This is a genomic window from Streptomyces sp. NPDC059874 (assembly GCF_042731135.1).
Lineage (GTDB): Bacteria > Actinomycetota > Actinomycetes > Streptomycetales > Streptomycetaceae > Streptomyces.
Window position 1 is genome coordinate 1 of the sequence record NZ_JBHWJY010000059.1, and the last position, 23,756, is coordinate 23,756.

Annotated in this window: 20 protein-coding genes, 1 tRNA gene and 1 pseudogene; 11 read left to right on the forward strand and 11 right to left on the reverse strand. The window is 72.8% G+C overall.

Annotation, left to right across the window (positions count from 1 at the left end; translation table 11 throughout):
- From ACFV9H_RS28230 to ACFV9H_RS28245, 4 genes are all read left to right on the forward strand, one after another.
- Window positions 1–1,194: tetratricopeptide repeat protein (locus ACFV9H_RS28230; RefSeq protein ID WP_385403483.1), on the forward strand; the 1,194-nt coding region annotated here is incomplete at its 5' end.
- A 9-nt stretch (window positions 1,195–1,203) separates the two neighbouring features.
- On the forward strand, window positions 1,204–2,700 hold the full coding sequence (locus tag ACFV9H_RS28235; RefSeq protein ID WP_385403577.1) for a protein phosphatase 2C domain-containing protein: 1,497 nt from the start codon (window positions 1,204–1,206) through the stop codon (window positions 2,698–2,700).
- 40 nt (window positions 2,701–2,740) lie between these two features.
- Window positions 2,741–4,069 carry a VWA domain-containing protein gene (locus ACFV9H_RS28240; RefSeq protein ID WP_385403486.1) on the forward strand — a complete coding sequence of 443 codons (1,329 nt, stop codon included), beginning with the start codon at window positions 2,741–2,743 and terminating at the stop codon, window positions 4,067–4,069.
- A gap of 47 nt (window positions 4,070–4,116) precedes the next feature.
- On the forward strand, window positions 4,117–5,154 hold the full coding sequence (locus ACFV9H_RS28245) for an FHA domain-containing protein (protein ID WP_385403488.1): 1,038 nt from the start codon (window positions 4,117–4,119) through the stop codon (window positions 5,152–5,154).
- A gap of 25 nt (window positions 5,155–5,179) precedes the next feature.
- Here ACFV9H_RS28245 and ACFV9H_RS28250 read toward each other — a convergent pair whose 3' ends face one another.
- Window positions 5,180–6,172, reverse strand: coding sequence for a methyltransferase domain-containing protein (locus ACFV9H_RS28250; protein ID WP_385403491.1), 993 nt, complete (start codon window positions 6,170–6,172; stop codon window positions 5,180–5,182).
- A gap of 102 nt (window positions 6,173–6,274) precedes the next feature.
- Here ACFV9H_RS28250 and ACFV9H_RS28255 point away from each other — a divergent pair, with 102 nt between their 5' ends.
- Window positions 6,275–6,679 carry a globin gene (locus tag ACFV9H_RS28255; protein ID WP_329385453.1) on the forward strand — a complete coding sequence of 135 codons (405 nt, stop codon included), beginning with the start codon at window positions 6,275–6,277 and terminating at the stop codon, window positions 6,677–6,679.
- A gap of 58 nt (window positions 6,680–6,737) precedes the next feature.
- Here the strand turns inward: ACFV9H_RS28255 and ACFV9H_RS28260 are convergent, their stop codons facing one another.
- From ACFV9H_RS28260 to ettA, 3 genes are read right to left on the reverse strand one after another with little or no spacing between them, the layout of a single operon-like run.
- On the reverse strand, window positions 6,738–7,451 hold the full coding sequence (locus ACFV9H_RS28260; protein WP_385403494.1) for a hypothetical protein: 714 nt from the start codon (window positions 7,449–7,451) through the stop codon (window positions 6,738–6,740).
- The gene (locus ACFV9H_RS28265; protein WP_385403497.1) at window positions 7,448–7,912 is read right to left on the reverse strand and encodes an acyl-CoA thioesterase; all 465 of its coding nucleotides are present in this window, start codon (window positions 7,910–7,912) and stop codon (window positions 7,448–7,450) included. Before ACFV9H_RS28265 ends, ACFV9H_RS28260 begins: the two co-directional genes overlap by 4 nt.
- A 10-nt stretch (window positions 7,913–7,922) precedes the next feature.
- A complete protein-coding gene (ettA, locus tag ACFV9H_RS28270; protein WP_385403499.1) occupies window positions 7,923–9,587 on the reverse strand; it encodes an energy-dependent translational throttle protein EttA in 1,665 nt (554 codons plus the stop codon).
- Window positions 9,588–9,813: 226 nt separating this feature from the next.
- On the opposite strand from ettA, the gene ACFV9H_RS28275 reads away from it, so the two are divergent.
- Complete coding sequence (locus ACFV9H_RS28275; protein ID WP_385403502.1) at window positions 9,814–10,260, forward strand: hypothetical protein; 447 nt, start codon at window positions 9,814–9,816, stop codon at window positions 10,258–10,260.
- Window positions 10,261–10,828: 568 nt separating this feature from the next.
- Here the strand turns inward: ACFV9H_RS28275 and ACFV9H_RS28280 are convergent.
- The 4 genes from ACFV9H_RS28280 to ACFV9H_RS28295 all read right to left on the reverse strand — a co-directional run bounded on the left by ACFV9H_RS28280 (window position 10,829) and on the right by ACFV9H_RS28295 (window position 16,139).
- A complete protein-coding gene (locus ACFV9H_RS28280) occupies window positions 10,829–12,046 on the reverse strand; it encodes a thioester domain-containing protein (RefSeq protein WP_385403505.1) in 1,218 nt (405 codons plus the stop codon).
- A gap of 68 nt (window positions 12,047–12,114) precedes the next feature.
- Window positions 12,115–12,522, reverse strand: coding sequence for a single-stranded DNA-binding protein (locus tag ACFV9H_RS28285; RefSeq protein WP_385403508.1), 408 nt, complete (start codon window positions 12,520–12,522; stop codon window positions 12,115–12,117).
- Window positions 12,523–12,622: 100 nt separating this feature from the next.
- Entirely contained in the window at window positions 12,623–14,518 is a 1,896-nt protein-coding gene (locus tag ACFV9H_RS28290; protein ID WP_385403510.1) for a GTPase, read from the reverse strand.
- A gap of 4 nt (window positions 14,519–14,522) precedes the next feature.
- The gene (locus tag ACFV9H_RS28295) at window positions 14,523–16,139 is read right to left on the reverse strand and encodes a dynamin family protein (protein ID WP_385403512.1); all 1,617 of its coding nucleotides are present in this window, start codon (window positions 16,137–16,139) and stop codon (window positions 14,523–14,525) included.
- Between the two features lie 300 nt (window positions 16,140–16,439).
- Between ACFV9H_RS28295 and ACFV9H_RS28300 the strand changes: the two genes are divergently transcribed.
- Window positions 16,440–16,515, forward strand: a tRNA-Arg gene (locus ACFV9H_RS28300).
- Between the two features lie 177 nt (window positions 16,516–16,692).
- Here the strand turns inward: ACFV9H_RS28300 and ACFV9H_RS28305 are convergent.
- The gene (locus tag ACFV9H_RS28305) at window positions 16,693–17,562 is read right to left on the reverse strand and encodes a BTAD domain-containing putative transcriptional regulator (RefSeq protein ID WP_385403515.1); all 870 of its coding nucleotides are present in this window, start codon (window positions 17,560–17,562) and stop codon (window positions 16,693–16,695) included.
- A gap of 174 nt (window positions 17,563–17,736) precedes the next feature.
- On the opposite strand from ACFV9H_RS28305, the gene ACFV9H_RS28310 reads away from it, so the two are divergent.
- Together ACFV9H_RS28310 and ACFV9H_RS28315 are read left to right on the forward strand one after the other, a co-directional pair.
- Window positions 17,737–20,013, forward strand: coding sequence for an MMPL family transporter (locus tag ACFV9H_RS28310; protein WP_385403517.1), 2,277 nt, complete (start codon window positions 17,737–17,739; stop codon window positions 20,011–20,013).
- Window positions 20,010–20,267 (forward strand): hypothetical protein, encoded by a 258-nt coding sequence (locus ACFV9H_RS28315; RefSeq protein ID WP_385403519.1) that lies wholly within the window; start codon window positions 20,010–20,012, stop codon window positions 20,265–20,267. Before ACFV9H_RS28310 ends, ACFV9H_RS28315 begins: the two co-directional genes overlap by 4 nt.
- Before the next feature lie 10 nt (window positions 20,268–20,277).
- Here ACFV9H_RS28315 and ACFV9H_RS28320 read toward each other — a convergent pair.
- Both ACFV9H_RS28320 and ACFV9H_RS28325 read right to left on the reverse strand, forming a co-directional pair.
- A pseudogene (locus ACFV9H_RS28320) lies at window positions 20,278–20,424 on the reverse strand (hypothetical protein); the annotation flags it as partial.
- A gap of 59 nt (window positions 20,425–20,483) precedes the next feature.
- A complete protein-coding gene (locus tag ACFV9H_RS28325) occupies window positions 20,484–21,497 on the reverse strand; it encodes a hypothetical protein (protein WP_385403522.1) in 1,014 nt (337 codons plus the stop codon).
- A gap of 222 nt (window positions 21,498–21,719) precedes the next feature.
- On the opposite strand from ACFV9H_RS28325, the gene ACFV9H_RS28330 reads away from it, so the two are divergent.
- A complete protein-coding gene (locus ACFV9H_RS28330; protein WP_385403524.1) occupies window positions 21,720–22,130 on the forward strand; it encodes a DUF3291 domain-containing protein in 411 nt (136 codons plus the stop codon).
- Complete coding sequence (locus ACFV9H_RS28335; RefSeq protein WP_385403526.1) at window positions 22,127–23,665, forward strand: MFS transporter; 1,539 nt, start codon at window positions 22,127–22,129, stop codon at window positions 23,663–23,665. The genes ACFV9H_RS28330 and ACFV9H_RS28335 overlap by 4 nt, the downstream gene beginning before the upstream one ends.
- Window positions 23,666–23,756 lie beyond the last annotated feature (91 nt).

Here is a 23,756-nt window from a genome sequence, read left to right on the forward strand (position 1 = left end):
GGTACGTGGGGCCAGGCGCCCGGGGGCGGGACGCCGCCCGGCGGTGTGGCCGTGCCCGGGGCAGCGCCCGGCGCGTGGGCGAACCCGTTGCCCGCAGGAGCCCCCGCGGCGGGTCCCGCTGGCGGGGCCGTGGCTGGGATCGGCACCGCTGCCACGCACGTGGCCGGGGCGCCGGTGCCCGGGCCTCGGCAGGCTCCGGCCGTGGCCGCCAGGGGCGCGGGGGCCGGCCCCGCACCCGTATCCCCCCTGCCCCCCGCGGGAGCGGCAGCGGCGGCCCGGGTCGACCCGCGGGGCACCGCCCTCGCGCTGCCCGTGCCGCTCGTGGACGCGGGCGACCCGAACGCCGGGTTCCTGGCCGGCCTGCTGGCCTCCGCGCCCGGCGACCTGCTGGCCGCCCTCGGCTCGGCTCCGGCGGACTCCGCCGAGCTGCGACTGCGCGAGCTGCGGGCCCGCCTCGAACTGGGCGAACTGCCGGAGGCGTCCCGCACGCTGACGGATCTGGAGGCCCTGCATCCGGACGACTGGCGCGTGGTGTGGGCCCGCGGCATCGCCTCGCTGGCCACCGGGGACAACGAGATCGCGGCCCTGTCCTTCGACGCGATCTACGACGCCTTCCCGGGCGAGCCCGCGCCGAAGCTGGCCCTCGGGCTGTGCGCGGAGGTGCTGGGCCAGTTGGACAACGCCGCCGAGTACTACCGCCTCGTGTGGAGCACCGACCCCGGCTTCGTCAGCGCGGCCTTCGGTCTGGCCCGGGTCCAGCTGGCCACCGGCGACCGGGACGGAGCCGTGCGCACGCTGGAATCCGTACCGGAGGCGTCCATCCACTACACCGCCGCCCGGGTGGCAGCCGTACGCGCACGTCTGCGCGACCGGTCGCCGCAGGAGCCGCTGCTGACCGATCTGACGGCCGCCGCCGACCAGGTGGAGGCGCTGCGGCGATTCGGTCTGGACCCCGAGCGCCACGAGCGGCTCGCCACCGAAGTTCTGGGCTCGGCCCTGGACTGGGTACTGTCGGGTAGCCGGGGTTCCGACCCCGGCCGGACCTCGCTGCTCGGCAGTCAACTGGACGAGCGGGGCCTGCGCTTCGGCTTGGAGCGCTCGTACCGCGTGCTCGCGCGGCTGGCGCAGCGGGGCGAGGAGAGGATCGAACTGGTGGAGCGGGCAAACCGTTTCCGTCCCCGGACGTGGGTGTGAGTGATGTCGATGCATCGGCCGTCGGGCTGCCCCAGCTGCGCGGAACCCCTGGAGGAGGGTGACCGTTTCTGCGGAGTCTGCGGATACGCGGTCACCGCCCCTCCCCCGGCGGCGTCCACGGACCGCCCGACGATCGAGCTCCCCCCGGCGCCACCGGCCCCGACGGCCGCCCCCGGAGCGGCGGGTCCGGTCCCGGCCGGGTACGGGGCCCCGTCCCCCGGCGAGTCCTACGGCTCCGCCGCACCCGCCCCCGGCTGGGGCACGGCGGCCTCGGCCGCGCCGACCCTGGTCGACGGCCCGGCCGAGTGGACCGCCCCCGCCCCACAGGCACCGCAGGCACCACAGGCACCGCAGGCACCGGCCGGTGCCCCGGCCTGGACCCCGAGCTCGGCGGAGCACGCGCACGGCGGCGGGCCGGAAGGGCCGCAGGCCAGGTACGACCTGCCCGGCGGCACCACGCCGCCGGAAGGCACCGTCGCGCAGGGCACCTCCACGCCCCCGGAGGGGATCGCGTGGGGCGTGGCCGAAGCCGCGGCCGAAGCCCCGCAGGGGACCGGCAAGACCTGCGTCGCCTGCCGCTCCGGCCGTGTGGACACCGACGGGTACTGCGAGCACTGCGGCCACGCGCAGCCGCGCGAGCGGGACCACTTGGAGGAGGAGCTCGGCAGCGTCGCCGCGGTCAGCGACCGGGGCCTGCGCCACCACCGCAACGAGGATTCGTTCGCCGTGGCGGCCACCGCCCTGCCGAACGGCTCCACCGCGACCGTGGCCATCGTCTGCGACGGCGTCTCCTCGGCCAGCCGCCCCGACGAGGCTTCGGCCGCCGCCGCGGCAGCCGCCAACGAGGCGCTGCTCGACGCGCTCCCCCGCGGCGCCCACCCGCAGGAGGCCATGCACGACGCGATCCTCGCGGCCTCCGCGGCGGTGAACGCCCTGGCCCCCGAGGTTCCCGGCGCGCAGAACGCCCCCGCCTGCACCCTGGTCGGTGCCGTCGTCGGCAGCGGCCTGCTGACCATCGGCTGGGTCGGCGACAGCCGCGCCTACTGGGTGCCGGACGACCGGGCCGCGCTCCCCCGGCGGCTCACCGAGGACGACTCGTGGGCGGCCCAGATGGTCGCTGCCGGCCTGATGGGCGAGGCCGAGGCGTACGCCGATGTCCGCGCGCACGCCATCACCGGCTGGCTCGGCGCCGACGCGTACGACCTCGAACCGCACACCGCCACCTTCAAGCCGGACCACCCCGGCGTGGTCGTGGTCTGCACCGACGGCCTGTGGAACTACGCGGAGTCCGCGCGGGAGATGGCCCAGGTGCTGCCCGCGGACGCCGCCACCCGCCCGCTGCACAGTGCGCAGGTCCTGGTGGGCCACGCGCTGGACGGCGGCGGGCACGACAACGTCACCGTGGCCGTGGTCCCGTTCACGGCACTCGCGGACCCGTCACCGGCAGCCGAAGCGGAACCGGAACGGCAACCCGTACCGGAAGCGGAAGCGCGCCCCCAGGCCTGACCCGCCTGCCCGCCCGCCCGAGCCCCAAGGAGTCCAACCGATGGCGAACTTCGCCAAGCCGAGCGCCCCGCGCTTCAGCGTGGAGGTGTACCAGAACGAGTTCCTCCCCGAGGGCGGGCGGGACGTCCACGCCATCGTCACGGTCACCGCCACCGGTGGCGCCACCGCCACCCGCGCGAGCGTGGCCCACGGCACGGCCGCCGTCGTGATCATGGTCGACTGCTCGGGGTCGATGGAGTACCCGCCGGACAAGATGCGCGGCGCCCGCGAGGCCACCGCGGCCGCGATCGACACCCTGCGCGACGGCACCTCGTTCGCCGTGATCGCCGGTACGCACGTGGCCAAGGAGGTCTACCCGGGCCAGGGCGGTCTCGCCGTCGCTGACCCGACCACCCGGGCCCAGGCCAAGGAGGCCCTGCGCGGGCTCAGCTCCGGCGGCGGCACCGCCATCGGCACCTGGCTGCGGCTCGCCGACGGGCTGCTGCGCCGGTCCTCCGCCACGATCCGGCACGGCATCCTGCTCACCGACGGCCGCAACGAGCACGAGGAGCCGGCCGTGCTCCGGGCCACCCTCGACGCCTGCGCGGGCCGCTTCACCTGCGACGCGCGCGGTGTGGGCACCGACTGGGAGGTCAAGGAGGTCACCGGCATCGCGAGCGCGCTCCTCGGCTCCGCCGACATCGTGGCCGACCCGGCCCACCTCGCCGAGGACTTCACGCGCATGATGGAGAACGTCATGGGCAAGGAGGTCGCGGACGTCGCGCTGCGCCTGTGGACCCCGGTCGGCGTGGAGATCCAGTACGTGAAGCAGGTCGCGCCCACCGTGCAGGACCTGACCGACCGGCGCACCGAGGCCGGGCCGCGGGCCGGCGACTACCCGACCGGCTCGTGGGGCGACGAGTCCCGCGAGTACCACGTGTGCGTCCGCGTCCCGGGCGCCGCCGTGGGCCAGGAGATGCTCGCGGCCCGCGCGACGCTCGTCCTGCCGGGGGCGGCGCCCGGCGAGCCGGTCACCACGCTCGCCCAGGGTCTGGTCCGCGCGGTGTGGACGAACGATCTGGCCGCTTCCACGGCGATGAACCCGCAGGTCGCGCACTACACCGGGCAGGCGGAGCTGGCGCAGGCTATCCAGCAGGGCCTGGAAGCGCGCAAACTGGGCGATGTCGACGGCGCCACGGCCAAGCTCGGACGCGCCGTACAGCTTGCGAGCGCGTCCGGAAACGCCGACACTGCGAAGCTTCTGGCGAAGGTGGTGGATGTCGTGGATGCGGTGGCGGGTACTGTGCGGCTGAAACCCAAGGTCGCCGACGCCGACGAGATGACCCTCGAAACGCGATCGACACAGACCGTCCGAGTGAAGAAGACCTGAGAAGACCTGCCGTGATGAGGCAGGGAGAAGAAGGGGGAAGCGCCGCCATGCCGACCTGCCCGAACGGGCACCAGTCCGCCTCCGACGACTGGTGCGAGGTCTGCGGCCACCGCATGGCGGCCCAGGAGGCGCCGCCCGCGGCGCCCTCCTACGGCTACGGCTTCCCCCCGACCGGTGGTGCCGCGACCGTCCAGGCCGAGCTCTGCCCGCAGTGCCGCACCCCGCGCGAGGCCATGGCCCCGTTCTGCGAGGAGTGCCGGTACAACTACCTGACGCGGACGCCCACCGCCGGACCCGGCCCCCGGACCGGCGCCACGCCTCCGCCGCCGCCTCCGGCGCCCGCGACCTACTCCCAGGACCACTTCGAGTACCAGGGCTCGCGGCCGTCCCGGGTGAACCGACCGGCCGAGCCGCTCCAGCGCGAGGACGACTGGCTGCTGCCGCCGCCCGCGCACGAGCAGCCGCAGGAATACCGCCGGCCTCCGCAGCAGCAGCAGCAGCAGTACCAGCAGCCTCCGGCGCCCCCGCAGCCTCCCCAGCAGCACGAGTACCAGCAGCAGCCCCCGCCGCAGCACCAGCCGCACCAGCAGCAGCACCAGGCGCCGCCTCAGCCTCCGCAGCAGCAGTACGCGCCCCAGTACCAGCAGCAGGCCCCGCAGCAGCCGTTCCCCGCCCAGGGCGGCGCGTGGACCGCGACGATCGGCCCCGACCGCTCGTACTTCATGGCGATGATGCAGCGCAGCGGCCCCGAGGCGGCCGGGCTCAACCTGCCCGCGTACTCCCCGGAGCAGCACCTTCCGCTCTCCGGCGGCCAGATCACCATCGGCCGCCGGCGCGCCTCCACGGGCGAGTCCCCCGACATCGACCTGTCGGTGCCCCCGGAGGACCCGGGTGTCTCGCACGCGCACGCCGTGCTCGTCCAGCAGCCCGACCTGAGCTGGGCGGTGGTGGACCAGAACTCCACCAACGGCACCACCATCAACGGCGGCGAGGAGCCGATCCAGCCCTACGTCCCAGTGCCGCTCGCCGACGGCGACCGCGTCCACGTGGGCGCCTGGACCACCATCACGATCCGCCGGGGCTGAATGCCGCGGCCGCCGACCGGCCGGTTCACCCGTCCCCCAGGGGCCATACGTAGGGCCCCTGGGGGTCGTCGAGCCACGACCACTGGCCCTCGGCGCTCACGGTGACCCCGAAGCGCTCACGGCCCGGCCGGTCCTCGCTCCGCCACAGGTCCAGCGCCTCGCGGGGGTGCAGTACGCCGTCGGTCAGCACCAGCATGAATTGGAAGCGCTCGTTCTCCACCATCTCGTACGGGAGACCGTGCACCTCCCCGATCTCGGTGGGCGGCGGCGCCGCCGTGGCCCCGCGCAGCGGGACGAAGTAGGCCGGGGTGTGCAGGAAGTGCCCCTCGGCGAAGTCGGGGTCCCGGACCGTGAGGGCGATCAGCCCGGTCGACAGCGGGGCCAGGATCCGCGCCCCGGCCCGGCACTGACCGAGCCAGGCGACCGGGATCATCGGCAGCGTGCAGGTCACCATGATCCGGTCGAAGGGGGCCCGGGAGGGGCAGCCGCGGGCCCCGTCGCCGGTGATCACCGTCGGGTGGTAGCCGAGCAGCGCCAGGTGGGCCCGCGCCGACTCGGTGATCTCCTCGTCCAGGTCCACGGTCGTGACGAGCTCGTCGCCCAGGCGGTGGCACAGCAGGGCGGCGTTGTAGCCGGTGCCCGCGCCGATCTCCAGGACCCGGTCGCCGTCGCGCACCTCCAGCGCCGCCAGCATCTTCGCCATCAGGGAGGGCTGGCTGCTGGAGGAGACCAGCCGGCCGTCGCGCAGCCGGGTCGCGAGGGGGGTGTCGGCGTAGACCCCGCGCAGCCAGCGGGCCCGCCGCTCGGGGTCGGGGTCCTCGGCCCAGAGCCGCTCGTGGCCCGCTCCACGCCCGGTCCAGAAGTACGGCACGAAGACGTGCCGGGGCACGGCGGCGAAGGCCGCCCGCCAGCGCGGATCCTCCAGCACCCCGGCGGCCGTCAGCTCCCGCACCTGGGCGGCGTGCGCGGTCTCCCGCAGGTCCCGTACCGCGGTGGTGCGTGAGGTGTGTGCGCCCATGTCTCCACTGTGCTGCGCGGGGGCCCGGGAGGCGAGTGCGAACGCCTCCGAGTAGGTCCTAGGACCCCGGTCCTCCGTCCGGGCGTCTGAGACGATGGTCGGGTGAATGAGATTCCGCGGGGCACGCTTCAGGAGCAGACCTTCTACGAGCAGGTGGGCGGCGAGGAGACCTTCCGCCGCCTGGTCCGGCGTTTCTACCAGGGGGTCGCCGAGGACCCGCTGCTGCGCCCGATGTACCCGGAGGAGGACCTGGGCCCCGCCGAGGAGCGGTTCGCGCTGTTCCTGATGCAGTACTGGGGGGGTCCGACCACGTACAGCGAGCACCGCGGCCACCCGCGCCTGCGGATGCGCCACGCCCCCTTCCAGGTGGACGCGGCGGCGCACGACGCCTGGCTGAAGCACATGCGGGTCGCGGTGGACGAGCTGGGCCTGGCGCCGGAGCACGAGGCGCAGCTGTGGAAGTACCTGACGTACGCGGCCGCCTCGATGATCAACACCGCGGGCTGATCCGGACGGCCCACCGATCCGGACGGCCCCCGCGTTCCGAAGCGGAACGCGGGGCCTGCTACACCGGCCGGACCTGGAGGGCGCCCAGGCCGCCGGTGGCGCCGGGGCGGCGCATGGCGACGGAGCCGTACGGGGTGCGCAGCCGCAGCCAGCTCCCGGCGGCGAGCAGGGCCACCGGGTCGGGGGCGGCCGTGGCCGGCCCGCCCGCGGTCACGGTGGACCGGACGGGCCGCAGGAAGCCCAGGGACTGCGCGGCGTGTACGGCCCGCAGCGGAAGTTCGGTGTCGCCCAGCGTCCGGGACCAGATCTCGCGGCCGATGCGGTCGCGTTCCGAGCGGGTCCGGTGCTGGGCGGGCAGGGCCTCGTCGCGGGCCCGGAACTCGGCGACGGCCGCCGTGACGGCCGCCCTCATGTCCTCGGTGCCGGGCAGCCCGGGCACCTGCTGCCAGCCGCCGCGGGGCGGGAGCACCCCGGTCCAGGGCGGGCCGGTGACCGCCCCGGGGACGGTGGCCGTGGCCGAGGCCTCGTCCACGTGCTCCAGGAGCTCACCGGCGGAGACCGTCAGGTCCAGCGGCGCCTGCACGGGCGCGGCGAGCCGCACCGTGCGGACGGCCAGGACCTCGAAGGACGGCGGCCGGCCGAAAACGGCGAGCGCGCCGCCGCCGGCCTGGAGGCGAACGGCGGCGGCGCGGTCGTAGTGCACCAGCCGCCCCAGGAAGGCGGCGAGGTCCGCCGCCTCCCCGGAGTCGGCGAAGCGCAACTGCTCGTTCATGCCGCGAGGCGCCTTTCGGAGCCGTGCCGGGCCTCGGGCTCGTCGAGGTACTCCTCCAGGAAGTACCTCTCCTCGGCCGTGATGCGGCGGGGCCGCCCCTCGGCGAGGTTGTAGGGCACGACCACGGTCGAGGCGCGCACGTAGACCTTCTCGGGCGCGTCCTCGGTCGCCGCGTCCTTGACCTCGTAACCGATGGTCAGGGACGCGGCGCCTATCCGGGTCACCCACGATTCGATGAGCACCGGCTCGTGCCGGTGCACGAGGGGCAGCTTGTAGTCGATCTCGTGGCGGGCCACGACGGACCCGCCCGTGAAGGACTCGCTGCCCTCCCCGGGCGCCAGCCGGAACATGAAGTCGATCCTCGCCTCCTCCAGGTAGCGGAGGAAGACCACGTTGTTCACGTGGCCGAAGGAATCCATGTCCGACCAGCGCAGGGGGCACTGGTAGTGGTGTCTGGCCATGGTGACGGCCTCAGCCTCGGGTGAGCTTCTTGTAGGTGGCACGGTGCGGACGGGCCGCGTCCGGGCCCAGACGCTCGACCTTGTTCTTCTCGTACGACTCGAAGTTGCCCTCGAACCAGTACCACTTGGACTCGCCCTCGTACGCCAGGATGTGCGTGGCGACTCGGTCGAGGAACCAGCGGTCGTGGGAGATGACCACGGCCGCACCGGGGAATTCCAGCAGCGCGTTCTCGAGCGACGACAGGGTCTCGACGTCGAGGTCGTTGGTGGGCTCGTCGAGGAGCAGCAGGTTGCCGCCCTCCTTGAGCGTCAGCGCCAGGTTGAGGCGGTTGCGCTCACCACCGGAGAGGACGCCGGCCGGCTTCTGCTGGTCCGGGCCCTTGAAGCCGAAGGCGCTGACGTACGCGCGGGACGGCATCTCGACCTGGCCCACGTTGATGTAGTCCAGCTCGTCCGACACGACCGCCCAGAGCGTCTTCTTGGGGTCGATGTTGGCGCGGCTCTGGTCGACGTACGAGATCTTGACGGTCTCGCCGATCTTGACGGAGCCGGAGTCCGGCGCCTCCAGGCCCTGGATCATCTTGAAGAGCGTGGTCTTGCCGGCGCCGTTCGGGCCGATGATGCCCACGATGCCGTTGCGCGGCAGCGTGAAGGACAGGTCGTCGATGAGGACCTTGTCGCCGAAGGCCTTGGAGAGGTTGTTGACCTCGACGACGATGGAACCGAGGCGCGGGCCCGGCGGGATCTGGATCTCCTCGAAGTCCAGCTTCCGCATCTTGTCCGCCTCGGCCGCCATCTCCTCGTAGCGGGCCAGACGGGCCTTGGACTTGGTCTGACGCCCCTTGGCGTTGGACCGCACCCACTCCAGCTCTTCCTTGAGGCGCTTCTGGCGCTTCTCGTCCTTGCGGCCCTCGACCTTGAGGCGGGTGGCCTTCTTCTCCAGGTAGGTGGAGTAGTTGCCCTCGTAGGGGTGCGCGCGGCCGCGGTCGAGCTCGAGGATCCACTCGGCGACGTTGTTCAGGAAGTAACGGTCGTGGGTGACGGCCACGACGGCGCCCTTGTACTGCGAGAGGTGCTGCTCCAGCCAGTTCACCGACTCGGCGTCGAGGTGGTTGGTGGGCTCGTCGAGGAGGAGCAGGTCCGGGGCCTCGATCAGCAGCTTGCAGAGCGCTACGCGGCGCTTCTCGCCACCGGAGAGGTTGGTGACCGGCCAGTCGCCGGGCGGGCAGCCCAGGGCGTCCATGGCCTGCTCCAGCTGGGCGTCGAGGTCCCAGGCGTTGGAGTGGTCGAGGTCCTCCTGGAGCTTGCCCATCTCGTCGAGGAGCGCGTCCGAGTAGTCGGTCGCCATCAGCTCGGCGACCTCGTTGAAGCGGTTGAGCTTCGCGACGGTCTCGGCGGCGCCGTCCTGGACGTTCTCCAGGACGGTCTTCGACTCGTCGAGCTTGGGCTCCTGCATGAGGATGCCGACGGTGAAGCCGGGCGTGATGAAGGCGTCGCCGTTGGACGGCTGCTCCAGGCCCGCCATGATCTTCAGAACGGTGGACTTACCGGCACCGTTCGGGCCGACCACACCGATCTTCGCGCCGGGCAGGAAGTTCAGGGTGACGTCATCAAGAATCACCTTGTCGCCGTGCGCCTTGCGCGTCTTGCGCATGGTGTAGATGAACTCAGCCAAGAGAAACCGTCCGGCAGATCGATGGTGGGCAGATACACCCCATCTTGCCAGGCGTCCATACCCCGGGGGAAACGCGTGTGGTCGGGGCCCCTGAACCGGGCGCCGCCCGGAGGGGTACCTGACGGTCGTGGCCGTCACGGGTCGTCATCGGCCGTCATCGGCCGTCCCTGGGCCCCCTCCGGGGAATCGGCTTGCCCGCGGGTGCCGCGTGCGGTCACATACGGCCATGAGCAGAATGGCGCAGGTCCTGGTGCTGGCCCGGTACGAGGGCGAGGTGATGGAGCCGCTGACGCGGGACGACGAGTCGCGTACATGGCGCGGCCGGTTCGAGCCGATACCGGGCTGGTTCGTCGGCGGGTGGTACCTGGAGTTCTTCCGGGAGAGCCAGCGCACCGGGGTCCTGAAGGACCTGGAGGCACTGCCGTGGAACAGCCCGGAGTGCGTGCAGGTCATGCTCCACGACGAGGAGGACGACTGCTTCGGGCTGTGGATGTTCCGCGAGGGGAAGCTGGTGGAGCTGCCGCTGCCGGACACCGAACGCTTCCACAGGCCGGCCCCGCCCACGCAGGAGTACCCACCCCACCCCGGGTACCTGTGGCGCACGGACGTCGGGCACACGTGGCTGCCCGAGCAGACCCCGGAGGAACTGCGGGACCCGCGCCGGGCCTGGTAGGCGGGGCCCCGGCTATCGGACCGGTGCCCGTGGGACCGGGGACGGCGTGGTGAGGCGGCGGCGATGTGCCTGAACGGCGCGCGCCGTCGCCTCACCACGGGGCACGATGCCCCCTGCCATGACAGACGTGCCAAGTCATACAGGGGGTCCGGTGGGAAGCACACTGATCGGGTTGGCGGCCGCGGTGGTGGGCGTCGCGGGGACGCTCATAGCGTCCGTGCTGTCGCCACGCCTGCTGGCTCGCGTGCAGTCGGGACGCCACCATCTGGGCCTCGGCGAAGACCGAGTGGGATTCGCGACGGGCCTCTTCGACCACTTCCCTCGCTTCTGCGGTCACCGCACCCTTGTGCACGGCCCACAGGAAGTTCAGCAGATTTCGAACAGACTTCGTTCGGCTCTGGGACCGGTGGGAGCAGATGCTCGGCACGATGCGGGCCGATCTGGGCGTGGGGAACGGCGCGATCGACCTGCGGTCGGCCCCTGAAGGCCGACCTTTGCACCCCTGACGACCCACAGACGGCCCAGGCTGACCGAAGGTGCCCCTTGATCTCGGTCGCGGCGCCCGGGCTTACGCGGCCGGGCCGTCCTCCTCGTCCTGGGGGCGCTTGCGGAGCAGGAGGACCACCAGGCCGCCCAGGACCACCAGGCCCACCGCCAGGGAGGCGATGACCGGGGTCGCCGCCGAGCTGCCGCTGGTGGCCAGGCGTTCTTCCTCGGGGGTGGTCGGGGAGACGGGGGCCGCGCGGGTGCCCAGGGCGGCGGTGCCCACCGGGTCGGCGGCGGCGCCCGGCTGGGGGGCCGCGGGCTCGGGCCACAGTGCGGTCGCGGTGGCGGTGGACGCGGACTCGCTGGAGCCGGCCACGATCTGCGCCTGGGCCGGGACCTCGCTGGTGAAGACCCGGCCGACGGGCACCTTGGTCGCCCCGTGGACGGTGACCGAAGCCACCCCGTCGGGGGTGCCCGCGGGCACCTCGAAGTACAGCCGGGTGCCGTGGACGGCGGTGTCCAGGGGCCGCCCCTCGGCGTCCACCACGCGCACCCCCATCGCGAGGGCCGCGGTGTCGGGGACCACGGAGACGCTCCGCGCCCCGGTGCGCACGGTCACCGGGCCGATCCGGGTGCCCACCGCCCCCGAGACGTCGCCCGGGTCGAGCGCCAGCGAGGCCGGCGGCTCGGGCAGCCGCCCCGCCGCCTTCTGGAGGTAGTCCGCCAGCTTCTCCGCAGCCGGGTCCGCCGCCTCGACCTGCACCTTGTCCGCCAGCCGCCAGATCGCCACCTGGGTCCCGGCCGCCGCGCTCTCCGCGGTGAGCGCCTCGGCCCCGGCCGCCTTGGCGAGCCCGGCCAGATCGTTCAGCTGGGGGTAGGAGTGCTCCAGGACCCAGCGGATCCGGCCAGCCTCCCCGTTCCCGGCGAGCGGGCTGCCGCTCCAGCCGCTCTCCGTGTACCGGGCTTGCGGCTGCGCGTTCCCGGCCACTCCCACGCCGTACGTCTGGAGCATGCCGCCGCCGTCGACCCGCATCTCGTAGAGGCCCGCCGGGATGTGCCGCACGGACCCGTCTCCGGAGTGCAGGACCGCCTGCCCGTACGTCTTCAGCCCGTCCAGCACGGCGCTCGCGCCCTCCGGTGCCCGGGGCGAAGCCGGGCCGGAGTCTGCGGCCGCGCGGGCGCCGCCCGGCGCGGCGGTGAGGGCGGCGGCCAGCAGGGCCACCGCCAGCGGGCGCCGCGCGGAGCCCCGTACGGAAGGAGCGGGATCAGGAGCGGAGGATGCGGGAACGGCAATCGACACAGTCTTCCCCTTCGGGCCAAAGACCCAGGTGCCCGTGAGTACCGGGGAATCCTATCCGCCTCGAACACTCAGACCACCGCCGCCTTCTGAGTGCTCATCAGCGGGGTGTCCGTCTTCACCACGCGCCGGAAGGCCGCCGTGCCCCGGTTCAGGTCGTGCCCGATGGCGGTCGCGTCGATCTCCGCGGAGACCCACCGGTTGCCCTCTCCGTCGGCGGGATCGTCCCGGACCCGCAGCCGCCCGTGCACCACGAGCGGTTCGCCGACCGATACGGAGCCGGCCAGGTTCACGGCGAGCGAGCGCCGCGCCCACACGGTGTAGAAGCTGGTCGCCCCGTCGGTCCAGGCCTCCGTGCGCCGGTCGTAGTACCTCGGCGTCACGGCGAACCGGAACCTCGCCGACGGGCCGCCGGCCGTCTCCTTGAAGTCGATCCGCGTCGCCACGCAGCCCACCAGCGTCACCTGGGTGTCGTTCATCCCGGCCGCCCTCCCCCTCGGTACCGAGCCCGCGCGGACCATCCGTACGAGCTACGGACCATGCTGGGGCGGACCGCCGACGCCCGCTCGGGCCTGTGGACTACTGACGGGTTGTGGACAACTTCGTCCCCCCTGCGGCGACCGCGGCGTACTGCTCGCGCACCTCTCGGTAGCGCAGCAGTTCCGCCGCCACCGGTTCCAGCACGCGGGCCCGCCCGCATCCGGCCGCGGCCTGCCGCAGCCTGCGCTCCGCGTCCTGCCCGTAGCGCCGCGCCGGGCCCCGGGCCGCGATCGAGCAGGCCCATTCCACCAGCGGACCCCCGATGATGCCCGCCACCATCAGCAGCACCGGCGGCAGCAGCCTCGGCTCCAGGACCCCGACGATCTGCCCGACCAGCCACAGCCCGCCGTAGATCTGCAGCAGCGTCATCGCCGCCTGCCCCAGCACCGCCGCCGGCCACCACGCGGGCCTCGGCGGCTTGGCGCTCGGCACCGCGACCGCCGCGCCGAGGGTCACCGCGATCTCGTCCAGCGCCTCCGGGAGCCGGTCCGCGCCGCGCACCGCGGTCTCCCGTACCGCCTGCGCCCAGGGCTCGGGCAGGCCGGTGACCGCCTCGTCGGCGACCGCCCGTACGGCCTGCTCGACGCGCTGGCGCGCGGTCACCTCCTCCTCGACGGGGCCCTGCTCGGCGGCGGCGCCCCGGCCGCCGATCGCGGCCAGCGCGGCCAGGCCGGACAGGGTGCGGGGCGCGCGACGGCTCTCGTACCACCGCCACAGCCGGAGCCACGGCGTCCCGCACGCCTTTCCCGCGTTGCGTCGCCAGGCGCGCTCGGCGGCGAGACCCGCGGCGTACGCCCCGACCGCCTCCGCGAGCCGGTCCTCGAACTCGGCGCGCGCGGCCTCCCCGATCTCCGGCCCGGCGTGCCCGTCGGCCACGTACAGCGGCCGCAGGCGCACGGCCGCGCGGTCGACGTCGGCGGAGATCCTCCGGGTCGCGGCGCCCTTCTCCTGGGTGAACTGTCCGAGGAGCTCGCGCAGTTCCCCGACCCCTTCACCCGTCAGGGCGGAAAGTCCGAGCACGGTGGCCCCCGGTTCGCCGTGCTCGCCGAGTGCGATCCCGTCCTCGTCGAGCAGCCGCCGCAGGTCGTCCAGTACGAGGTCGGCGGCCTCCCCGGGCAGCCGGTCCACCTGGTTCAGCACGACGAAGGTCACCTCCGCGTGCCCGGCGAGCGGCCGCAGGTAGCGCTCGTGCAGGACGGCGTCCGCGTACTTCTCCGGGTCCACCACCCACACCACGGCGTCGACCAGGGCCAGTACGCGGTCCACGTGGTCGCGGTGCGCGCCTACGGCGGAGTCCAGGTCGGGCAGGTCCACGAGGACCATGCCGCGCAGGGCCCCCGTCTCCGAGGTCTCGCGGGGCCGGCGGCGCAGCCGGCCGGGGATCTCCAGCCGGTCCAGCAGTCCGGCGGCCCCGTCCGACCAGCTGCACGCGATGGGCGCGGCGGTGGTCGGCCGGCGCAGCCCGGTTTCGGAGATCTGCACTCCGGCGAGTGAATTGAACAGCGTGGACTTGCCGCTTCCGGTGGCTCCGGCGACCGCGACGACCGTGTGCTGCGGTGACAGCCCGCGGCGCGCGGCCGCTTCGTCCAGCACCCGGCCCGCCTCGGCGAGGGTCTTGCCGTCGAGCCTGGTCCGGGACAGGCCGACGAGCTGGCGCAGCGCGTCGAGGCGGGCCCGCAGGGCTCGGCCCTCGGGGCTGAGCGGGGGCGCCGCCGATTTGCCTCCGTCGCTGCCGACACCGGAGACGGCCCGTACGAGCGCGTCGTCTCCGTCCGAGCCCGTGTCGTCCTCGCCCTCGTCCGCCCCCGCCCGGCGCGAGCGCGCGATGAGCCCGTCGTCCCAGCGGTCGTCGATGCGGTCGCCGGTGCGGGCGTCGGTGCGGTCGGCGTCGGCGTCGGCGTCGGCGTCGGGCTCGGGGTCGGTCAGGGCGCTCACCGCGTCACCTCTCCTTCTGCAGTAGGGACAGTGCGGCGATGAGCTCGGCCTGTGGCTCCGGGGTCACTTCCAGCGCTTCGAGGGGGGCGAGCCTGCGGTCGCGTTCGGCGCGCAGCACCTGGTCGAGGTGGTCGCCGACCAGTTCCGCGCCCCGGTCGCGCAGCCGCAGCGCGGCCTGGGCGCCGATCCGTTCGGCGAGCCGCTCGCCGGCCGGGCGGGCCCGCTTGCCGCCGAGGAGTGCGGCGACGAGGAGGGCGGCGACGCCGCTGGGGTCGGGTGGCGGCTGCCTGTCGAGCCCGGCGACCTCTTCCTCGGCGAGTTCCTCCAGTACGCGCCGCCAGCGCCGTACGGCCATGCCGATGCGTTCGCCCGCTTCCCGGTCGGGCGCGGGCAGCGGCACGGCTCCGGAGGCCGGCTCTCGCTTCCAGGCCTCGGCGATGCGCTCGTCGGCGGCGGCGACGGCGCACTGGAGCAGTGCGGCGAGGGATTCGGCGAGGGAGTCGAGCAGTTCGTCGGCGCTGGTGTCGAGGGGGTAGCCGCGCCAGCGGGTGAGCGCGTCCCCGGCCAGTACGGCGCCCTGGTCGAGGCGGCCCTGGACCCGCTTGCCCTCCTTCTTGTACGCGTCCTCGACGGCGGCGGTCAGCCGTACGGCGGCGGCGTGCTGGGCGGCGACGGCGGAGGCGAGCTCCGGCATCCGCCGCGCGAGGGAGTCGAGCGCGCCGAGGGCGGTCCGCCCGACGGCGTACTGGCGGGCGGCCGGGTCCTGCGCGTGGTGGGCGAGCCAGGCGAAGAGGGGCGCGACGGCGCTGGCCGGCAGCAGCCCGCCGCCGCCCGCCGATTCGGGGAGCTCCGGCACGGTGAAGCGCGGTACGTCGCCCAGCCCGGCCCGGGTGAGGAGTGCGGCGTACTGGCGCGAGACCTCGGCGAGCACCTGGTGCGGGACCCGGTCGAGGACGGTGATGAGCGTGGCCTTGTACTGCTTGGCGGTGCGCAGCAGGTGCCAGGGGACGGCGTCGGCGTACCGCGACGCGGTGGTGACCATGACCCAGACGTCGGCGGCGCAGATGAGTTGGGCGGCGAGCGTCCGGTTCTCGACGACGAGGGAGTCGATGTCGGGGGCGTCGAGGATGGCGAGGCCGCGGGGCAGGCCGGACACGGTCTCGATCCGCATCTCGCGGGTCGCGTGGTCGGATCCGCGCCCTCGGTCGCGGGGGGATTTTCGTGCCGCGGGCGGGCCCTCGTCCTCGTCGTGCGGGACCCAGACCCGCATCAGGTCGGGCAGCACCCGCATCCCGGCGAACCAGTGGTGGTCGTCCGGATGGCAGACGAGCACGGGGATGCGCGTCGTCGGCCGGAGCACCCCCGCTTCACTCACTTGGCGGCCGACGAGGGAGTTGACGAGGGTGGACTTACCGGCTCCGGTGGACCCGCCGACGACGGCGAGCATGGGCGCCTCGGGCGCCTTCAGCCGGGGTACGAGGTAGTCGTCGAGCTGCGCGAGCAGCTCGGCTCTGGTCTGGCGGGCGCGTGGGGCGCCGGGCAGGGGCAGCGGCAGACGCACGGACGCGACCCGGTCGCGCAGGGCGGACAGGGCATCGAGCAGCTGAGGCCGAACATCCAAGGTCACCACATGCGAAGAATGCCCAATTTAGGACCATTTTTGAAGCTTATAAGTCCTCTGCGCGCCGAGCGCGACTCCAGAGGGACATCCTGGACACAGTGGACGAGTGGGACGCAGGCATAACGAGTGCACAACACCCAGGGCGCCGCGGCGCAAAAGCGGTGCGAGAATCGCACCTGCCTGCGATTATCGGGACCGCTTCACCGAACCTACACATCGTGGCACGCGGGTGAAGCAACCGGGACAAGGCAACCGGAGCTCTATCCTTGACCCGGCACGGCCCACCACGGCCACCTTCCGGCCCCCGTAGCTCAGTGGATAGAGCAGGTGCCTTCTAAGCACTTGGCCGCAGGTTCGAGTCCTGCCGGGGGCACCACTTGTCCGCCACCCCGAGGGCTAATCTGCGGAAGGCTTTCGTGCAGGTCAGCGGCACATTAGCCGGACCGCGGTAGCGCCGGCATAAACCCCGGAGCCTCCCTGGGGAGAGTCCGGGCTGTCCGGCTGTCACCGGGTTCCTGCGGGTGGCGGCGGAGAATACGCGGAGAAGTACCGGCTAGCCGAACGGGGCGGCGCCGTCCCGGCGCAGGGCCGACATCGTCATCAGCTGCGGGTCCTGGCGCAGCAGGCTCGCGTGGAGCGAGCGCAGGGCCGGGCCGGGCTCCGCTCCGAGTTCCTCGACGACCCGGGCGCGCTGGGCGGCGTACGTCGTCAGGGCCTCGTTCCCGCGGTCCGACCGGTAGAGCGCGAGCATCAGGAGCCACAGGAAGCGCTCCCTCAACGGGTACTTGTGCACCGCGTAGTGCAGGTACGGAACGGCGTTGCGGTGCCTGCCCAGCTCCAGTTCCAGCTCGGCGCGCACCTCCATGTCCGCGAGGAAGCGCTCCTGGCGGTAGAGCCGCTCGCGGTCCAGCATGGGGCCTTCGAGGCCTTCCGCGAGGGGCCCCGTGGACATCGTGCGGGCCTCTTCCAGCAGCTCGGCCGCCCTGAGGAGCTCGCCGTCGCGGGCGGCGGCCAGGCCGGCCGCCGCCAGCCGTTCGTAGACGTACAGGTCCACTTCACAGTCGCCGACGTCCATCCGGTAGCCGCCGCCCGACCATTCCAGGACGACGCCCCGTCCCCCGCCCGGATCGGGCGCGAGCAGGGCGCGCAGGCCCGAGACGTACTTCTGGATCAGGTTCTTCGCGTACGCGGGGCAGTCCTCGCCCCAGAGCGACTCGACCAGCTGATCGACGCCCGTCTCCAGATCGGGCCTGAGCAACAGCACGGCCAGCAGGGCCCGTTGCCTGGGCGGCCCCAGCTCCAGCGCCGTGGCGCCGCGGCTGACCCGGAGCGGCCCCAGGAGCCGGAAGCGCAGTCGTGGGGCACCCCCGCCGTCCCCCTCGGGGTCGCGGAAGCCGCGCTCGCGCAGCAGCACACCAGACATCGTTCCCCCCGCCCGAGACCTCGGCCAGCGTAGGTATTACCGACTGGTTCTCGCAGACGCCGTCCGGGGGTTGAGACCCGCGGACGGTCAGCGATCGTTCCAGCGACCGGTCAAACCCCCTCCCCGAAAGTGGAGCGGTCCCTCCTCCCATCCCCTTCGTTCGGAGAGCAGAGCATGCCGCCCACAGACCGGTCCGACCGCCCCCTTCTGCAGCGCTGGGGGCGGGTGGCCGCCGACCGGGCCCGGCTCCTGACCCGGGCGGGCGTCGTGCTCGCCGTACTGGGCCTGGTCCTGGCCGCCGGCACCATGGACCGTCTGGTCCTGAGCCGGTTCGAGAGCCCCGGTTCCGAGTCGGTGGCCACCCGGGCCGTCCTGGAGCGGGAGTTCGGGGCGGGCACGCCCGGTGTGCTGCTGATGGTCACGGCCACGCGGGGCACCGTGGACGAGGGTGCCGTCGCCGCCGAGGGCCGCGCCCTGGAGCGGGAGCTGGCCGCGCGGGACGGCGTCGCCGAGGTCTTCTCGTACTGGTCGCGGAACAACGCGCCCACCATGCGCGGCGAGGACGGACGGCAGGCCCTGATCATCGCCCGGATGTCGGGGACCGTGACCGAGGCCCGGACCAGGCTGGCCGAGCTCTCCCCCGACTTCACCCGGGACGGCTCCGAGCCGGGCTCCCTGGTGACGGTCCGGGTCGGCGGCGGTGACGAGGTGTTCCGGCAGGCCGCGGAGCAGGCCCGCAAGGACTTCCTGCGGGCCGAGGCGATCGTGTTCCCGCTGGTGCTGCTCCTGCTGTTCGCCGTCTACCGCCGGTTCTCGGCCGCCTTGCTCACCCTCGGCATGGGCCTGTTCTCGGTGGTCACCTCGCTGGCGCTGCTGCGCGGTGTCACCCACCTCACCGACGTCTCGACCTTCGCCGCCAACCTGGCGCTGGTGATGGGCATCGGGCTCGGCGTCGACTACAGCCTCTTCGTCATCAACCGCTTCCGCGAGGAGCTGACGGCCGGCCGGTCCGTCCCCGAGGCCGTCGAGCGGTCCGTCGCCCGGGCGGGCCGCACGGTCGCCTTCAGCGGTCTGACCGTGATCCTGTCGTTGTCCGCCCTGCTGCTCTTCCCGTTCCCCTTCCTGCGCTCGTTCGCGTACGCGGGCATCACCACCGTCCTGACCTCGGTCTTCGCGGCGCTGGTGGTCCTGCCCGCCGCGCTGGCCCGGCTCGGCCGGCGGATCGCCCGCAAGGGCGACGGTGCCCGCCCCGGGCGGGGCTGGTGGCACCGCGGCGCGCTGCGCATGATGCGGCGGCCGCTGCTGTACGGGATCCCCGCGCTGGTGGTGCTGCTGGGGCTGGCCGCGCCGGCGCTGGGGCTCACCTTCGGCGTTCCGGACGAGCGGGTGCTGCCGCAGGGGGTGTCCAGCCGGGTCGTGCAGCAGGAGATCCGGGACAACTTCGCCGCCGAGGAGATGGACGCGATCCAGGTCCTGCGGCCCGGCCCGGCAGGCGGGGCGGCGGGCGGGGCGGCGGACAGGACGGAGATCGAGGCCACGGCCCTGGCCCTGTCCCGGATCGCCGAGGTCCACCAGGTCGACGCCCTCACCGGCTCGTACGCCGAGGGCCGCAAGATCGCGGAACCGAACGGCCACACCGAACGGTTCTCGGGCGGACGGGGCACCTGGTTCTCGGTGGTGGCCACCCACCGCGGACTCGACCGGGACGTCGACCGGGTGCTCGCCGACATCCGCACGGCGGCCCCGGGAGCACGGCTCGGTGGCTATCCCGCCGAACTGCACGACTTCCGGGTGGAGTTGGTCGAGCGACTGCCGCTGGTCCTCGGGTTGATCCTGGTGACCACGTTCCTGGTCCTGTTCCTGATGACCGGCAGCCTGCTGCTCCCGGCGAAGGCCATGCTCCTGAACACCCTGAGCATGGCGGTGATGTTCGGCGTCCTCGTCCTGGTCTTCCAGGACGGCCGGCTGTCCGGCCCGCTCGGCTTCACCGCGAGCGGTTCGATCGAGCCCAGCATCCCGATCCTGATGTTCTGCACCGCCTTCGGCCTCTCGATGGACTACGAGGTCCTCATGCTGGCGCGGATCAAGGAGGAGTACGACCGCACGGGCGACAACACGGGCGCGGTCGCCGCCGGCCTGGAGCGCGGCGGCCCGCTGATCACCGCGGCGGCGGTCGTCCTCGCGGCGTCCTTCGCCACGTACGCCTCGTCCGGGATCGTCTTCCTCAAGATGCTCGGCATCGGCATGGTGGTGGTGATCCTCGTCGACGCCACCCTGATCAGGGCGGTCCTCGTACCGGTGTCCATGCGGCTCGCCGGCCGGGCCAACTGGTGGGCCCCCGGGCCGCTGCGCGCCCTGCACGACCGGTTCGGCATCTCCGAGGAGCCGGCGTCCGGGCGGCGCGGCGGCGGGCGTGCTCCTCTGCCGGAAAACGCATCGTCTGGTCGATGAAGATCCGCATCTCGCGCGAGAGGGTCTTGCCCGTGCGCCACGCGATCCGGGTGTGCACCTCGAAGGGGATCGGCCAGGAAGGGCAGCGACTCGCCGGGGCCGTCGTTCAACTCCGCCTCGAACAGCTCGCGGTAGGCGCAGCCTGCCTCGGCGGAGATGACCTGGACGCCGCGCAGATCGTCCGTGGTCACCACAGCATCGGCCGCCCGGACGGTCGAAGAGGCTCACCTCAAGGGATTCTTCGAGACTCTTGATGTGCGCCGTGACACTGGATTGCGCGTATTTCAGCTCGATGGCCGCGCGGGTGAAGCTGAGCAGCGTCGCCACCTTGTGGAACGTCGCCGACTGTCGAATGTCCACGCCCCCTCCATGGTCCGGTTTTCGCCGAACTCGTAGAGCGAAGACCAGCACATCAGGACACGAGAACCGGAGACCGGAACAATCGACTGTCTCATCGCGGACAGAGCCCGTCAGGAACCTGCCACGCCTTCGCCGTCCGGGATCAGTCCCTGTCGGGCAAGCAGAATTCCGGCCTGGAATCGACTGGTCGCCCCCACATCGGCCATGACGGCGGAAATGTGCCGGCGGCACGTGCGGGTGGCCATGCCGAGGCGCCGGGCGATCACCTCGTCCTTCAGACCCATCGCCATCAGCCGGATGACCGAAATCCGCAGGTCCTCGGTGTGGGGGTACTCGGCGACCCCGCCGATGTCGAAGGGCGTGCTGCCCTGCCAGACCGACTCGAAGGAACGGCACAGGTAGGCGACGACGGTGGGATCGGTGACGAGGGCCGCGCCGGGCGGTTCCTTGCCCTTGCGCTCCTTGGGGATGAAGGCGTTCTTGCGGTCGTAGACGATGAGCCGCTCGGACAGCTCTTCCGCGACGCGGACCTCGGCGCCCGCCTCGACCACCTGGCGCACGTAGGCGCGGGTGGCCAGGCTGGCCTGGGCGGTGTGCTGGTAGAGGATCCGGACGCGGATGCCGCGTTCTCGCATCTCCAGGGTCTGCAGCAGGTCCTGTTCGAGCAGCTCCGCACTGCGGCCGCCGCCGGGCTGGAGGGTGATGCGCTCCTCGGTGCAGCGCCGTCGCGCCAGGTCGATTTCGCGCCGGACGTCCTCGTAGTCGTCGAGGATCCGGATGGGTACGTCCTCGGCCACGGGCTGGGCGCGCGAGCGGTACATCTCCGACAGCACGCGCAGTTGTTGGTGGATCCCGGAGATCTCGCGGCGGCGCTGGGCGATCGACAGCTCCAGCGGCGTGACCAGCTCCGCTTCGGCGATCTCGGGGTCGAGCGCCACCGCGGCCCGGTCGCCGCCCGCCGAGGCGAGCAGTCTCAGGTTCTGCAGCTGCTTGCGGGCCTCGGTGACCAGGTGGACGTCGACGCCGAGGTGGTCGGCGGCCTCCTCGTCCCCACAGGATCCGACACGTAACACGTACTCGTAGGTCGCCAGGGCGACTTCGTCCAACAGGTGATGGTCGTCCATCGGCCACGAACCCCTCACCGAATGTCCGGTTTGCCGCTATCCACTTACTGCCGCTCCATCTTAGGACAGCCCGTGGCACTCGAACTCAAGCTTTGCTGGTGACAGATTCGAAGAGCGGCGGCAGAGAGCACCGAAATCAAAATCAGGGTCGAATACCGCATCACCGATACCCGGTCTCCGCCCGTATTTCGCGTTCCGAGCCCGAGTAGAGAAGAGAGTTCCATGCCCACCATTCCCTGGATGCCCGGGGCCGCCGCCGGTGAAGCGACCGCCGACTCCGGCCAAGCCGTGGTCATGGCTTCCAAGCTCCAAGTCGCCTCCTTCCTCCACGTCCCGCGGTTCTTCCTGCTGTCGCTGGTCGTGTGGAAGCAGCTGCGGTCGACCCCCGGGGTGATCGGTGCCTCGCTGAAGGCGGAGCCGCTGAAGAAGACCTTCTGGACCCTGTCCGCGTGGAGCGACCAGGAAGCCCTCGACACCTTCTCCCGCTCGGATCCGCACGCCCGGATCGTCACCCGGCTGCGTAAGGTGATGGACCGTTCGGTGTTCGTCTTCCATCCGGCCGACCGCGACAGCCTGCCCGCCGGCTGGGACGACGCGGTCGCACGGCTCTCCGACAAGGAGGCGGGCCGATGAGCGCCGTGACGGGACGGGCCGCCGACGAGGCGCCCGCGAGGCCGGTCGTGCCGCACGGGCGGCTGGTGCCGGCCGCCGCCTGCCTGGGGCTGTTCATGTCGTTCATCGAGGTGACGGCCGCGATCTCGACCCTGCGCGCGCTGCAGCTGGACATGCAGGTCGCGCCGGCCGACCTGAGCTGGGTGTCGAGCACGTACACCCTGGTCGTGGCGGCCTGCGTGCTCTCGGGCGGTGCGCTCGGCGAGCGTTTCGGCAGGCGCCGGGTGTTCGTCACCGGCGTGGTGGCGCTCGCCGCGGGCTCGCTGGTGGTGGCGAGCGCGAGCGGGTTCCCGCAGGTGCTGGTCGGGCGGGCGATCAGCGGGATCGGCGGCGCGCTGGTGCTGCCGACTTCGCTGGCCATCATCACCACGACCTTCTTCGTCGACCTGCCGCGGATGCTGCGCTACATCACGATCTGGGTGTCCATGTCGGGCGTCGGCCTCGCCGTCGGCCCGCTGCTCGGCGGCGCGCTGCTCGACCGCTTCGACTGGCCGGCCGTGTACCTGGTGAACACGCCGATCGCCGTGGTCACCGTGGCCATCGCGCTGTACGCGATCAAGGAGTCGAAGGTTCCCGACCGGGCCCTCGACCTGCCCGGCCAGTTCCTGTCGATCCTCGGTCTCGGCACGCTCGTGTACGGGATCGCCGTCGGTGGCCGACTGGGCTACGACGACCCGCTGGTGTTGGCCTCCCTGGGCGTCGCGGTCGTCTCCCTGACGGCCCTGGTCCTGGTGGAGCGGCGGGCGCCGATGCCGATGCTCGACGTACGGATGATGGGCTCGCTGCGGGTCTCCGCCACGCTGGTGGTGGCCGCGAGCGCGCTCTTCACCTTCGTCGGCGTCGTCTTCCTCGAGGTGCTGTTCCTCCAGCGGGTCCAGGGCGCCGCGCCGATGGCCACCGGCCTGAAACTGCTGCCGGCGATGGTCGCGTTCGTCCTGTCCACCCTGGTGGCGCAGCGGATCGCGGGGAAGGTGGGGCCGGGCCGGCTGCTGGCCGCCGGTTCCCTGGTCACGGGCGCGGCCGCGGTCGTCCTGGTCGGGCAGCGGCCCGACAGCGGGTACGGGATCACGGCCCTGGGCCTGACCCTGCTCGGGTTGGGCAGCGGCCTCGTGGTCGCACCGTCGACGGCCGCGGCGTTCGCGGTGGTCGAGCCGGCGCAGATGGGTTCGGCCTCCAACGCCGTCACCGCCTTCCGCCAGGTCGGCTCGGTGCTGGCCACCTCGGTACTGGGCGCGGTGCTCGCCGTGCGCTTCATCGGCGTGCTCCCGGACCGGCTCGACGCGGCACACGTGCCCCCACAGGTCGCCTCGGCGGTCGTGGAGGTGGCCCGCAACGGGGGCAACGGCACCGGCCGCTCCACCCCCGAGGTGACGGAAGCCGTCAACGCCTCGTTCAACGCCGGCATCCACACCGGAATGTGGGTGGTGGCGGCCGTCTCCGCCCTGGCGGCGGTACTGGCCCTCGCGTTCCTCGCGCGGAAGAAGAAGGACGCCTAGCGCTGTGGCCGGAAAGGTTTGCCGGGGCGCGGTGACCACCCGACAGGGCGGAACCCTGAGGAAGACGGAGAAAGCACCTGCTGAGGAGAAA